11 protein-coding genes are annotated in these 13262 nt (G+C 66.9%); 6 read left to right on the top strand and 5 right to left on the bottom strand.

What is annotated here, in order from left to right:
* Positions 1 to 46: 46 nt before the first annotated feature.
* Positions 47 to 655, top strand: coding sequence for a histidine phosphatase family protein (locus tag BMZ21_RS18935; protein ID WP_208862322.1), 609 nt, complete (start codon positions 47 to 49; stop codon positions 653 to 655).
* Between the two features lie 224 nt (positions 656 to 879).
* Entirely contained in the window at positions 880 to 4887 is a 4008-nt protein-coding gene (locus BMZ21_RS18930) for a Pls/PosA family non-ribosomal peptide synthetase (protein ID WP_091837638.1), read from the top strand.
* A gap of 12 nt (positions 4888 to 4899) precedes the next feature.
* Here BMZ21_RS18930 and BMZ21_RS18925 read toward each other — a convergent pair whose 3' ends face one another.
* Together BMZ21_RS18925 and BMZ21_RS18920 are read right to left on the bottom strand one after the other, a co-directional pair.
* Positions 4900 to 5337 (bottom strand): type II toxin-antitoxin system VapC family toxin, encoded by a 438-nt coding sequence (locus BMZ21_RS18925; RefSeq protein WP_091837636.1) that lies wholly within the window; start codon positions 5335 to 5337, stop codon positions 4900 to 4902.
* Positions 5334 to 5576: a type II toxin-antitoxin system Phd/YefM family antitoxin gene (locus BMZ21_RS18920; protein ID WP_091838311.1), complete on the bottom strand. Its 243-nt coding sequence runs from the start codon at positions 5574 to 5576 to the stop codon at positions 5334 to 5336. Before BMZ21_RS18920 ends, BMZ21_RS18925 begins: the two co-directional genes overlap by 4 nt.
* Before the next feature lie 140 nt (positions 5577 to 5716).
* Here BMZ21_RS18920 and aroC point away from each other — a divergent pair, with 140 nt between their 5' ends.
* Positions 5717 to 6835: a chorismate synthase gene (gene aroC, locus BMZ21_RS18915; RefSeq protein WP_091837634.1), complete on the top strand. Its 1119-nt coding sequence runs from the start codon at positions 5717 to 5719 to the stop codon at positions 6833 to 6835.
* A gap of 4 nt (positions 6836 to 6839) precedes the next feature.
* Here aroC and BMZ21_RS18910 read toward each other — a convergent pair whose 3' ends face one another.
* Positions 6840 to 7472, bottom strand: a complete 633-nt coding sequence (locus BMZ21_RS18910; protein WP_208862321.1) for a TetR/AcrR family transcriptional regulator — start codon at positions 7470 to 7472, stop codon at positions 6840 to 6842.
* A gap of 116 nt (positions 7473 to 7588) precedes the next feature.
* On the opposite strand from BMZ21_RS18910, the gene BMZ21_RS18905 reads away from it, so the two are divergent.
* A complete protein-coding gene (locus BMZ21_RS18905; RefSeq protein ID WP_244543906.1) occupies positions 7589 to 8740 on the top strand; it encodes a serine hydrolase domain-containing protein in 1152 nt (383 codons plus the stop codon).
* 84 nt (positions 8741 to 8824) lie between these two features.
* A complete protein-coding gene (gene ribB, locus BMZ21_RS18900) occupies positions 8825 to 10111 on the top strand; it encodes a 3,4-dihydroxy-2-butanone-4-phosphate synthase (RefSeq protein ID WP_091837631.1) in 1287 nt (428 codons plus the stop codon).
* Between the two features lie 10 nt (positions 10112 to 10121).
* Here the strand turns inward: ribB and BMZ21_RS18895 are convergent, their stop codons facing one another.
* Positions 10122 to 11051: a histone deacetylase family protein gene (locus tag BMZ21_RS18895; RefSeq protein ID WP_091838305.1), complete on the bottom strand. Its 930-nt coding sequence runs from the start codon at positions 11049 to 11051 to the stop codon at positions 10122 to 10124.
* A 233-nt stretch (positions 11052 to 11284) separates the two neighbouring features.
* Between BMZ21_RS18895 and BMZ21_RS18890 the strand changes: the two genes are divergently transcribed.
* Entirely contained in the window at positions 11285 to 11881 is a 597-nt protein-coding gene (locus BMZ21_RS18890; protein WP_091837628.1) for a L,D-transpeptidase, read from the top strand.
* Positions 11882 to 11908: 27 nt separating this feature from the next.
* Here BMZ21_RS18890 and BMZ21_RS18885 read toward each other — a convergent pair whose 3' ends face one another.
* The gene (locus tag BMZ21_RS18885) at positions 11909 to 12805 is read right to left on the bottom strand and encodes a metallophosphoesterase (protein ID WP_091837626.1); all 897 of its coding nucleotides are present in this window, start codon (positions 12803 to 12805) and stop codon (positions 11909 to 11911) included.
* Positions 12806 to 13262: the final 457 nt, after the last annotated feature.

Raw genomic sequence — 13262 nt, 5'->3', positions numbered from 1 at the left:
TTTCGCCGCTTTGACGAGCCGGCCTGCAGCGTGCATGAGGCGAGGCATGATCCCGCTGACGATTCCCGGCCGCCTCTTCCTCGTTCGCCACGGCGAAACCGACTGGAATCGCGAGGGCCGGTTGCAGGGCGGGAAGGACATTCCGCTCAACGGGCTTGGTCGCATGCAGGCCGAGGAGGCGGCGCGCCGGCTCAAGGCGCTGACGCCGGACTACGCCACCGTCGACTATGTCTGCTCGCCGATGGAGCGGGCGCGCGAGACGATGACGATCCTGCGCCGCGAACTCGAGCTGCCACCGGACGGTTTCCGCATCGACGAGCGCTTGCGCGAGCTGACCTTCGGCGACTGGGAAGGCTTCACCTGGCGCGAGATCCGCAAGAGCGCGAAGGCCAGCGAGCGCGAGCTCGCCCGAGCGCGCGAGAGCGACAAATGGGGGTTCGTGCCGCCTGGTGGCGAAAGCTACCGCATGCTGGCCGAGCGGATCCGGCCTGTCCTCGAAGGGCTGGCGCCGGACACGGTTATGGTCAGCCATGGGGGCGTGGCGCGGGCGGTGCTGGCGCTGATCGGCGCCGTCGGCACGGCGGATGCGGCGCGTGTCGAGATCTGGCAGGGCAAGATCCTGGTGGTCGAAGGCGGCAAGGCGACCTGGATGTGAAAGGCGGCCGCAGGTGCGGCGCCGACGCTTGATACCATGCCGTCTTCAGGCTTGCCGTTCAGCCGCGGTTAAGCCAAATCTGCTCAGATACGGCCGGCAGGCGAGTTTCCGCGCGGCTGCGGGTGTCCGGCCTTGGATTCGATGGACGCGTCGTCGCGGGGAGGCGGGGCGTTCGACGTGAGGTGCAGGCCGGGCGATAAGGCCGCGACCTGCGGCGGGGCAGAATGAACGACATCACCACGGTTTCGGCGGGCGGCGCCGATACAGGCGCGACCGCGCTTGCGATGCTGGCGGGCGAGAAGCGGCCGGAGCTGCTGCGCGACGAGGTGCTCGCCGAGATCTTCGCGGCGAGCGTCTCCGCGCGCCCCGATCACCCGGCGCTGATCTGCGGCGAGCGGCGGCTGAGCTATGCGCAGGTCTGGGCGGAGGCGCAGAAGCAGGCACGCGGGCTCGCGCTGTCCGGCGTCGGGCCGGGCGACATGGTCGGCCTGTGGATGCCGCGCGGCATCGAGCTCTTGGTGGCGCAGATCGCGATCACGCTGTCGGGTGCCGCCTGGCTGCCCTTCGACGCCGAGGCGCCGGTCGAACGCATCGCGATCTGCCTCAACGATGCCAGCGCCAAGGGGCTGGTGACGCAGACCGACTGGAAGGCGCGTGCCGCTGCGACCGAACGCACCATCTGGTGTCCGCAGCAGCTCGCCGAGGCGAGCGACGGCAAGCCGATGCCGGCTCGTCCTGTCGGGCTGACGCCGGACCACCCGGCCTATCTGATCTACACCTCAGGCTCGACCGGCACGCCCAAGGCGATCGTCATCAGCCAGCGCAACATCTGCCATTTCCTGCGCTCCGGGAATGCGCTCTACGGGATGGGTCCGGAGGACGTCGTCTTCCAGGGCGCCTCGGTCGCCTTCGACCTGTCGATGGAGGAGATCTGGACGCCCTATCTCGTCGGCGCGACCCTGTTCGTGGCGACGCCGCAGATGATGGGCGATGCCGAGAAGCTGCCGGCGATCCTGACCGATGCCGGCGTCACCGTGATCGACACGGTGCCGACCCTGCTCGGCATCCTCCCGGCCGACGTGCCCTCGCTGACATTGATCCTTCTAGGCGGTGAGGCGCTGCCGCCCTCGATCGTGCAGAAATGGTCGAAGCCCGGCCGGCGCATCTTCAACACCTACGGCCCGACGGAAGCGACGGTAGTGGCGACGGCCGCGCCGGTCGAGCCGGGCGAGACGGTCACCATCGGCCGGCCGATCCCGAACTACACCGCCTATATCGTCGACGACGAGATGAAGCTGACCGGCGTCGGCCAGCAGGGCGAACTGCTGATCGGCGGTCCCGGCGTCGCCAAGGGCTACCACTTGAGGCCGGAGCTGACGGCCGAGAAGTTCATCGCCAATCCGTTCGGCGGCAGCGGCGGCGACCCGGTGCTCTATCGCTCCGGCGATGCCGTCAGCCTCGACGAGAACGGTAACATCGTCTTCCACGGCCGGATCGATGACCAGGTCAAGATCCGCGGCTTCCGCGTCGAGCTCGGCGAGATCGAGACGGCCTTGTCCGACGAGGCCGGCATCAGCCAGGCCGCCGTGGTGCTGCGGACCGATGACGGCATCGAACGCCTCGTCGCCTTCCTGGTCGGCGAGCCAGGCGTGCAGATCGAGGGCAAGGTGCTGCGGGCGTCGCTGCGCGAGAAGCTGCCGCCCTACATGATCCCGGCGCATTTCGAGCCGGTCGGCTCGCTGCCGCGCATGATCTCCGGCAAGGTCGACCGCAAGATGCTGAAAGCCGCGCCGCTAACGGCGCCGGCCGCCAGCGGCGAGCAGGAGCCGCCGCGCAACGAGACCGAGGCCGCCCTGCTCGACGCGGCCAAGCGCGTGCTCGGGGCGCAGGCGCTGCCGCTGGAAGCCGACTTCTTCGTCGATCTCGGCGGGCATTCGCTGCTGGCGGCGCGCTTCATCTCGATCGTGCGCGAGACGCCGGCCTATGCCGGCATCACCCTGCAGGACGTCTATGGCGCGCGAACCTTGCGGGCGATGGCGGAGCTGCTCGATTCGCGCGGTATCCGGGCCGAAGAGGACCTCTCCTTCACGCCGCCGCCGCTGCGCCGCCGCTTTCTCTGCGGGCTGGCTCAGGCGATCGCGCTGCCGATCATCATCAGCCTGTCGACGGCGCAATGGCTCGGCATCTTCGTCAGCTATATGCTGCTCTCGGGCGAAGAATTGTCGGCGATGGCGCAGGTTTTTGCGCTGCTCGGCATCTATGTCGCGATCACGCTCGTCACCGGCTTCATCGCGATCGGCCTGAAATGGCTGGTGCTCGGCCGGACCAAGCCCGGCACCTATCCGCTCTGGGGCGTCTATTATTTCCGCTGGTGGTTCGCCTCGCGCGTCGCCGGGCTCGTGCACATCAAATGGCTGCAGGGCACGCCGGTGATGCGCTTCTACTGGCGCCTGCTCGGCGCCAAGGTCGGGCGCGATGTCATCATCTCCGATTACGAGGCCGGCGCGGTCGACCTGGTCACGCTCGGCGACGGCACGACGCTCGGATCGAAGACCACCTTCGCCAATGCCGAGGCTGTTGGCGCCGACTTCATCATCGGCCGCATCACCATCGGCAAGGACGTCTATGCCGGCTCCTCCGTGGTGTTCGGCCATGGCTGTACCGTCGGCGACCATGCCGAGATCGGCGATCTCACGGCGATCGCGCCGGGCGCCACCATCGGCACGGCCGAAATCTGGGACGGCTCGCCGGCGCGCAAGACCGGCATGGTCGATGTCGAGGCCCTGCCGCCGCAAGCCGAGGCCAGCGCCGGGCGCCGGGCGGCGATGACCCTGTTCTACATCGTCATGCTGATCGTACTGCCGCCGATCAGCCTGTTGCCGATCTTCCCGGCCTTCTGGCTGTTCGACAGGATCGACAACTGGGTCGCGACCTGGTCGGACGTCAGCTATCTCTGGTATCTGCCGATCCTGACCTGGCCGACGGCGATCGGGCTCATCACCGTCACGGTCTTCCTGATCTGCGCGCTGCGCTGGGCGATCCTGCCGCGGGTCTCGTCGGGCACCTATTCGATCCACTCGGGCTTCTACGCCCGTAAATGGACGGTGGCGCTGGCGACCGAGGTGACCCTGGAGACGCTGTCCTCGCTGTTCGCGACGATCTATATGCGCTTCTGGTACCGGATGATGGGCGCGCGCATCGGCAACGGGGCCGAGATCTCGACCAATCTCTCCGGCCGCTACGACATCACCGGGATCGGCGCCGGCAACTTCATCGCCGACGAGGTGATCTTCGGCGACGAGGACATGCGGCGCGGCTATATGCGCCTCGACATGACCCGCACCGGCGAGCAGGTCTTCGTCGGCAACGATGCGGTGGTGCCGCCGGGTGCGGTGATCCCCGACAAGGTGCTGATCGGCATCAAGTCGAAGCCGCCGGCGAACGAGCTGATGAGCCCAGGCGACACCTGGTTCGGCTCGCCGCCGATCAGGCTACCGACGCGGCAGAAGGTCGATCTCGGTGCCGACTGGACCTACAAGCCCTCGACGGGCAAGAAGCTGGCGCGCGCCGTCTTCGAGGCGCTGCACACCTCCTTCCCGGCGATGCTGTTCATCTCCTTCGGCACGCTCGCCGTCGATCTCGTGTTGCAGCAGAAGATCTTCGACCGCGACTGGGTCGGCCTCGTATTCGCCTTCATGGGCTGCGCGGTGCTGATCGCCGTCACCCAGGCGCTGATCTGCGCGCTGATGAAATGGCTGCTGATGGGCGTCTACAAGCCGGTGATGAAGCCGATGTGGTCGTTCTGGGCGATGCGCACCGAGGCGATCGCGGTGCTGTACTGGGGGCTGGGCGGCAAGGTGCTGTTCGACTATCTGCGCGGCACGCCGTTCCTGCCCTGGTTCCTGCGGCTGTTCGGCGCGCAGTACGGGCAGGGAGTCTGGCTGGACTCGACCGACATCACCGAGTTCGACTGCATCAAGGTCGGCGACTTCTGCACCGTCAACGCCCATTCGGCGCTGCAGACCCATCTCTACGAGGACCGGGTGATGAAGGTCGGCAAGGTCACGCTCGGCAAGGGCGTCTGCGTCGGCGCCGGCGCGACCGTGCTCTACGACACCCATGTCGGCGATTACGCCCAGATCGGCCTGCTCACCGTGATCATGAAGGGCGAGAACCTGCCGGCGAACACCCGCTGGGAAGGCGCGCCGGCGGTGCCGGCGGCGGGGCATTGAGGCGGCCGGCTCTTACGGCAATGAGGGCACGAACTCGGTCAGTACGCCGAGCCCGGCGCCGGCTTCGGCTTGGAGCCTGTCTCGGGTGCAAAGCTTGAGAGTAGAGCTGGCGGCGATTGCCAGATGAAGCGCATCACCCGCTCGTAACCCAACGAAGCTGCGATTGCAGAAGGCGGCGGCTTGACGAAAATGCTCCCTCGTTACGGGAAGGCATTCGAACTCGCTGGTAATCAGATCGGCTAGCCTTGCGAGTGCGCGCTCTTGCGCTTCGGCATAAATCCGGTTCGACCGCAGTTTGACGGACAGCGCCGCGGAGAACTCGGCGACGACCCAATCGCTGATCACGAAACGATGAGAGTTTTGCCGCTCGAGCCATTCGACGATGGCTGCGGAGCTTGGTTCCATGATCAGCGCGGTAACGACGAGCGAGGTGTCCAGGTAGAGTTTCAATAGCGTGCTTCGTCACGGATGCGGCGCATGAATTCACCGCCGTCCTCTTCCTGCATCGGCATCGTGGCCAGATGCGCGCGCAGCTTGGCGATATCGAGTGGCATTCGGGGTTTCTCTACCGCTATCAGTTGTGCAACGGGCTTGCCGTGGCGGGTAATCGAGATGCTCTCGCCCGCTTCCACGGCGTCGATCAGCGCGCTCAAATGAGCCTTGACCTCCGCAAGGGCGACAGATTTCATGATCGCGCTCCTGACCAAATAATTGGTCATAACTTAGGTGAGATGCTTCCGCTTGCCAAGTGGGACGCTGCCCGTGCCTATGGACTTCCACGTTTTGGCTTTCCCGCCTAAAAGCCTGCTACGTCACACATCAGGCTTCCATGTCGCACAACACTTTCGGCCATCTCTTCCGCGTCACCACCTTCGGCGAGAGCCATGGTCCTGCGATCGGCTGCGTCGTCGATGGCTGCCCGCCGCTGATCCCGCTGAGCGAGGCCGAGATCCAGCGCGACCTCGACAAGCGCCGTCCCGGCCAGTCGCGCTACACCACGCAGCGCCAGGAGCCGGACCAGGTCCGCATCATCTCCGGCGTCTTCGCGCGCGAGGTCGATGGCGAGCAGGTCACGACCGGGACCTCGATCGGGCTGCTGATCGACAATGTCGACCAGCGCTCGAAGGATTATTCCGAGATCAAGGACAAGTATCGGCCCGGCCATGCCGATTTCACCTACGACGTGAAATACGGCATCCGTGACTATCGCGGCGGTGGCCGCTCCTCGGCGCGCGAGACTGCGATGCGGGTCGCGGCCGGGGCGATCGCCCGCAAGGTCGTGCCGGGCATGGTGGTGCGCGGCGCCCTGGTCCAGATGGGGCCGCACAAGATCGATCGCGGCAACTGGGACTGGGACGAGGTCGGCAACAACCCGTTCTTTTGCCCCGATGCCAAGGCGGCCGAGCGCTTCGCCGATTATCTCGACGGCATCCGCAAGAGCGGCTCCTCGATCGGGGCCGTGCTGGAGGTCGTCGCCGAGGGCGTGCCGGCGGGGCTGGGCGCGCCGATCTACGGCAAGCTCGACGCCGAGATCGCCGCGGCGCTGATGAGCATCAACGCGGTCAAGGGCGTCGAGATCGGCGACGGCTTTGGCGCGGCCGAGCTGTCGGGCGAGGAGAACGCCGACGAGATGCGCGCCGGCAATGACGGCAAGCCGCTGTTCCTGTCGAACCATGCCGGCGGTATCCTCGGCGGCATCTCGACCGGCCAGCCGATCGTGGCGCGCTTCGCGGTCAAGCCGACCTCGTCGATCCTCTCGCCCCGCGCCACGGTGAACCGCACCGGCGGCGAGACCGAGATGTTCACCAAGGGCCGGCACGACCCCTGCGTCGGCATCCGCGCCGTGCCGGTGGGCGAGGCCATGATCGCCTGCGTGCTCGCCGACCAGTATCTGCGCCATCGCGCCCAGGTCGGCGTGATCGAGCCGCGCTGGCCGTTCGAAAGCTGACCGATCAGCGCCGGGCGCTTGCGATCGTGGTGACGGCGAGCTCCGCGACGGCGTCGAGTTCGCCTGCAGCCGCGCCGTCATTGGCCTGGATCGAGAGCCCCTGCAGGATCGCTCCGAGATAACGGGCCAGCGCCGCGCAATCGGTCTCGTCCTTAAGCTGATGCTCGGCGACGGCGCCCTCCAGCCGGGCCTGGAAGAGGGCGATGCTTGCGGCGCGGTAGCCCGCAACCTCCCTGGCGATATCGCCGTGCTCGCTGCCGCAGTTCACCAGCGCCGCTGACAGCATGCAGCCCCTCGGCTGCCCCTCGCTGCAGAACTGGCGCACGGATGCGGCGTAGAACTGCCTGAAGGCCTCGACGATATCCGGCTCGTCGAGCGCCGCACGCGCCGCCGAGCCGACCTCGCCGAGATACCAGCCGACCGATTCGCGGAAAAGGTCTGCCTTCGACTTGAAGGCGGCATAGAGGCTCTGCGGCGTGATTCCCATCGCCTCGGTGAGATCGACGAGCGAAGCACCCTCATAGCCGAGTTTCCAGAAGGTCTTGCCGGCGGCGGCCAGCGCCTTCTCCCGATCGAAGGCGCGCGGCCGGCCGCGCGGCCGGCGATCCGTCTCATCCTTATTTATCACAGTGATCACTCTGGAATTAATTCTGGAAGCGCGATATCAGGAGCGATCGCTCCTTATATCGAAAGTCGATCGCCATGCGTAGCCTTCCCATTCTGCTGGTCGGACTCATGCTCTCGCTGCAAGCCATGGCGCAGCCGGCCGATACGGCGCTCTCGGCCCGGATCGAGCGCGTCGTCGCGCAGGCTATTGCGGAGAAGCGGCTCGTCGGGGCCGTCGTGCTCGTCTCGCGCGGTGGCAAGCTCATCCATCATCAGGCCGCGGGGTTCGCCGATCGCGAGGCGGGCCGGCCGATGCAGGAAGATGCGATCTTCCGCTTCGCCTCGGTGACGAAGCCGATCGTCTCTGCGGCAGCGATGAAGCTGGTGGAGGAGGGCAAGCTTCGCCTGGATGATCCGGTGACGCGCTTCCTGCCGGATTTCCGGCCTGCCCTCCCGGATCGAACGCAGCCGACGATCACGGTGCGCCAACTCCTGACCCACACATCGGGGTTGAGCTATCGCTTCTTCGAGCCGTCGGGCAGCGCCTATCACACGCTCAACGTGTCGGACGGAATGGACCAACCCGGGTTGAGCCTGAAGGAGAATCTGCGCCGCCTCGGCCAAGCGCCGCTCGGATTCGCTCCCGGGACGAAATGGAGTTATTCGCTCGGCATCGACGTGCTCGGCGGTGTGCTCGAGGCTGCCTCGGGCGAATCGCTGGCCGCGGTCGTCCAGCGCCTGGTCACCCGCCCGCTCGGCATGAAGGACACCGGCTTTGCGGTGGCGGATTCGACGAGGCTCGCCGTGCCCTACGCCGACGGAAGGCCCGCCCCCGTGAGGATCACGGACGACATGGCGGTGCCGTTTGGGACGGGCAGTGTTCTCTTTACCCCGAGCCGCGTCCTCGATCCGGCCTCATTTCCCTCGGGCGGCGCCGGAATGGTCGGCACCGCCGGGGACCTGCTGCGGTTCTTGGAGGCGATCAGGACGGGCGGTGCGCCGATTTTGAAGCGCGAAACGGTGGCGGCGATGATGCAGGACCAGGTCGGAGTCCAGGCGGCGACGCAGGGGCCGGGCTGGGGCTTCGGCTATGGCTGGGCGGTGCTCGACGACCCGAAGGCGGCCGCGACCCCGCAGGCCCGGGGCACGCTGCAATGGGGTGGTGCCTACGGCCACAGCTGGTTCGTCGATCCGGCCAATGAGCTCATCGTGGTCGCGCTGACCAACACGGCCTTCGAGGGCATGGCTGGGCCGTTCGTGACGCAGTTGCGCGATGCCGTTTATGGCACGGCCAGATGACGCCAGATCGCGCTTTTCAGTAATACTGAAATTGGCCGATCCGCTTCATTGAAATCGAAGGGTGGCGGTGCTAGCTATCACGCCATGAAGCTCGACGCCTGGCTCCAGCAAACCAAGACCGCCCGCAGCGCCTTTGCGCGGCAGGTCGGCCTGTCTCCGGCCAGCGTCACGGCGCTCTGCAACGATCCCACTTCCTGGATCTCCCGCGAAAGCGCCGAGCGTATCGCCGCCGCGACCGGAGGCGCCGTCACCCCCAACGACTTTCTGGGCCTGCAGAGCCCGCGCGAGGCTGCCATGACCGCAAGCAATGTCGCCGAGACCGTCGAAGCCTTCGCGCGCGGCGAGATCGTCATCGTCACCGATGACGACGATCGTGAGAACGAGGGCGATCTCATCGTCGCCGCCTCGCTCTGCACGCCGGAGAAGATGGCCTTCATCATCCGCAACACCTGCGGCATCGTCTGCGCGCCGCTGACGTCGGGCGAGGCGCGCCGCCTGCGGCTCGACCCGATGGTCTCCTCCAACGATGCCCCGCTCGGCACCGCCTTCACCATCACCGTCGACGTCAAGCATGGGCTGACCACCGGCATCTCGGCCGAGCAGCGCACCAATACGGTGCGCGCGCTCGCCAACGGCAATATGGGCGCCGCCGATTTCGTCCGGCCCGGCCATGTCTTCCCGCTGATCGCGAAAGACGGCGGCGTGCTGATGCGCTCGGGCCATACCGAAGCCGCCGTCGATCTCTGCAAGCTGGCCGATCTGCCGCCGGTCGGCGTGATCTGCGAACTCGCCAACGACGACGGCACGGTGATGAAGGGCGCGCAGATCACCGCCTTCGCCCAGAAGCACAATCTCAAGCAGATCACAGTCGCCGACCTCATCGCCTATCGCCAGGCGCGCGAGAAGCTGGTCGAGCGCGTGCATTCCTTCCCGGTCAAGACCGAGTTCGGCGAGATGACCGGCCATGTCTATGTGACGCCTTTCGACGACACCCAGCATTTCGCCTTCGTGATGGGCAAGCTCGGCGACGGCGAGAAGGTGCCGGCCCGTCTGCACCGCGCCAATGTCGTTGCCGACGTGCTCGGCGGGGCGTCCTCGATCCAGTGCGTGCTGCGCCGCTTCCAGCAGGAAGGCAAGGGCGTGCTGGTCTATCTGCGCGACGGTTCGGCCGGCGTGCCGATCAAGAGTGTCGATGGCGAGGAAGGCTCGGACGCGCTGCGCTCGCAGCAATGGCGCGAGGTCGGTCTCGGCGCCCAGATCCTGCGCGATCTAGGCGTCGCCTCGATCGTCAACCTGGCGTCCTCGACCCGCGCCTTCGTCGGCCTCTCCGGCTTCGGCATCGAGATCGCCGAGACCGCGCCGCTGGAGTGAGCGGCGCCGGTTAGCCGCGCATCAGCGCCATGACATGGGCGGCGGTCGATTTCGACAGGCCTTCGAGGTCGTAGCCGCCCTCCAGGATCGAGACGAGCCGCCCGCCGGCATGGCGGTCGGCGATCTCCATCAGCTTCTGCGTCGCCCAGGCGAAATCCGCTTCCTTCAGGTTGATGTTGGCGAGCGGGTCGCGCCAATGCGCGTCGAAGCCGGCCGAGATGATCACCAGGTCGGGCGCGAAGGCCGCGAGCCGCGGCAGGATCGCGCTCTCGAAGGCGTCGCGGAAGACGTCCGTGCCGTCGCCGGCCCGAAGCGGGGCATTGACGATCGTGCCGTGCTCACCGCGCTCGGACGGCGCGCCGGTGCCAGGGTAGAGCGGCATCTCATGGGTCGAGGCGTAAAGCACGCTGGCATCGCCCCAGAAGATCTCCTGCGTGCCGTTGCCGTGATGGACGTCCCAGTCGACGATGGCGACGCGCTCGGCGCCATGGGCCCTCTGCGCATGGCGGGCGGCGATGGCGGCGTTGTTGAAGAAGCAGAAGCCCATCGCCTTGTCGCTCTCGGCATGATGGCCAGGCGGGCGCATGGCGCTGAAGGCGTTGGTCGCGCGTCGGCTCATGACCTCGTCGACGGCGTGGACGGCCGCCCCCACGCCGTGAAGCGCCGCAGCGAGTGTCCCCGGCGACATGATGGTGTCGGCGTCGACCTGGACCATGCCCTCCTGGGGCGCGGCTTCCACGATCGCCTGCGCATAGGCGGCGGGATGGCAGAGCGCGACCTGGGCGAGCGTGCCTTCCGGGGCCTCGACGCGCTGCAGGAGTGCGAATCGCTCATCCTCAAGGGCCTGCTGGACGGCGCGGATGCGGTCGGCGCGTTCGGGATGGCCCGGCGGCGTGACATGGCGGAGGCTGGAAGGATGGCTGATCAGCAGCGTCGTCACGCGCAAGTCTCCGATGGTCGCGAAGCTTTCCAAACGGGGTAGCCCGCAAGCGTGACCATATTGTCACTGCAATGCAGCAAGACGCCAGAGCAGGTGCCGAACTTCATTGCCTGAGAGTCATTTGCGCCGTAAGACCAGCCTGTGTTCGACCCGGGCCGTCTCTCGTCGGGTCACCGTTTTTTAACGATGCATTCATCATAACGAGCACTGTCTCGGTGCCGGCGGTGGACCCCATGAAGCAGACTCTCGTTACGGTGCTCGGCCTGTCGGTGCTTCTCGGAGCCTGCCAGTACAAGACGGTGCATGCACCGTCGCTGTCGGCGCGCGATGCCGAATACATGGCGCTGGTGCCGAATTTCGAGACGCAGATCACGCATCTGCCTTACGAGATCACCGACCCGACCGGCGAAGAGCCCGGCACGATCGTGGTCGATACCACCGAGAAGTTCCTCTACTTCATCCTGCCGAACAAGAAGGCGATCCGCTACGGCGTCGCGACCGGCGACGAGGCCTTCGGCTGGACCGGCACGGCCGTGATGCAGCGCAAGGCCGAGTGGCCGCGCTGGACGCCGCCGGCCGAGATGATCGCGCGCTGGCCGCATCTGGCGCCGCGCGCCGGCGGCATGGAGGGCGGGCCGGACAATCCGCTCGGCGCCCGCGCGCTTTATCTCTACCAGAACGGCAAGGACACGCTCTACCGCATTCACGGCACCAATGAGCCGGAGACGATCGGTCGCTCGGCCTCGTCCGGCTGCATCCGGATGCGCAACATCGATGCGATCGACCTCTACAACCGCGCCGCTGTCGGCGGGAAGGTCATCGTTCGCTGACCCGGAGCGACGCTGCGGCGTCGCCCGTCAGCCCAATTCGATCAGCACGATCTCCGGCGGCGCGCCCAGCCGGATCGGCAGCTTGCTGGTGCCGAGCCCGGCCGAGACCACGAGGTCGCGGCCATTCTCCCGGACATGGCCGTAGGCATAGCGGTTGCCGTAGCGCGAGGGCACGATCGGCGACCAGCCGAACAGCCTGACCTGGCCACCGTGGGTATGGCCCGAAAGGGTCAGCGCGACGCGAGAGGGCACCCTGGCGAAGATGTCGGGCTCATGCGCCATCAGGATCACAGGCGCGTCGTCGCGGATCATGGCGAGCGTGGCCGGCAGGTCGTCGAGGCCGTAGGGCAGCCCGCGCGGACGACGGCGCAGGACGAAGGCCTCCTGGTCGCCGAGCCCGGCGATCCAGAGCGGTCCGGCGCCAGTTTGGAGCCTGACCGCCCGGTTCTCCAGGACGGGAATGCCCACCGCTTCGAGCGCGACCGTGGACTGGGTTGGTCCGCGGAGCTCCTTCTGAGCGCGCTCGTCCTGCCACCAGTCGTGATTGCCGAGCACGGCGAAACGGCCGGCGGGCGCCTGCAGGCGGGCGAGTTCGGCTGCCCATTCAGCCGGTGCAGGGTCGCTCGACCTGCGGGTTCGGCTGGCGACGAAATCACCGACCAGCAAGGTCAGGTCCGGCTTCAGCGCATTGGTCTGCTCGACGATCTGGCGAACGCGCGCGACCGGCATATGCGGGCCGCCGACATGCAGGTCCGTGATCACGGCGAGCCGCAGCCGGCGCCCTTCGGGCCAGCGGGCGGGCTTCAGCCGGTAGCGGGTCACGCCCTGATGCGCGGGTTCCCAGGCATAGGCGTAACCGCCCAGGCCGAAGCTGGACAAAAAAAGACCGGCGAGAGTTTGAAGAACTCTGCGCCGGTCAAGCATTTGGGGTCTCAGTCGGAGGTCGTCGTATCAATCTTCGAAACCGTTGCGCAGGAGCGCCGGAACGTCCCTGTGCTGCGAGGTCAACGCGGCCGGGGTCCAGCGGGTTCCCGCGAGAATGGCGGGAATCGCGATCGGACGAAAGCGCGATGCATAGGCCTCACGCGCGCTGGCGTCATGAAAGCTGGCGGAGCGGTGCGCGGGGTGGCGCGGCTTATGCGTAGACATGATCCTCGGTTTCCGGTTGTGGCGCCGACGGTTCCTGGCCGTCAGCACCGCAAATGTCGCTGCCGATCGGGTCGGGCCGGCGGCGGCATTTTGAAATTGTCGTGACATTTTTCGTGTCACACCGAGGCTTTGGTCAGCTTTGGCACAGTTTCGCGGGGCGGCAGGCAAAATTCACTGCCAGCCGCCGTTTCACGTCATAGTCGGGCTTGTCCCGACCATCCACGTCTTCCTT

Origin of the sequence: Allobosea lupini (assembly GCF_900109525.1) — a bacterium.
In the GTDB taxonomy this organism is placed as follows: Bacteria; Pseudomonadota; Alphaproteobacteria; order Rhizobiales; family Beijerinckiaceae; genus Allobosea; species Allobosea lupini.
Note: the sequence above shows the minus strand (reverse complement) of the source record. Positions and strands in the feature narration are given on the sequence as shown.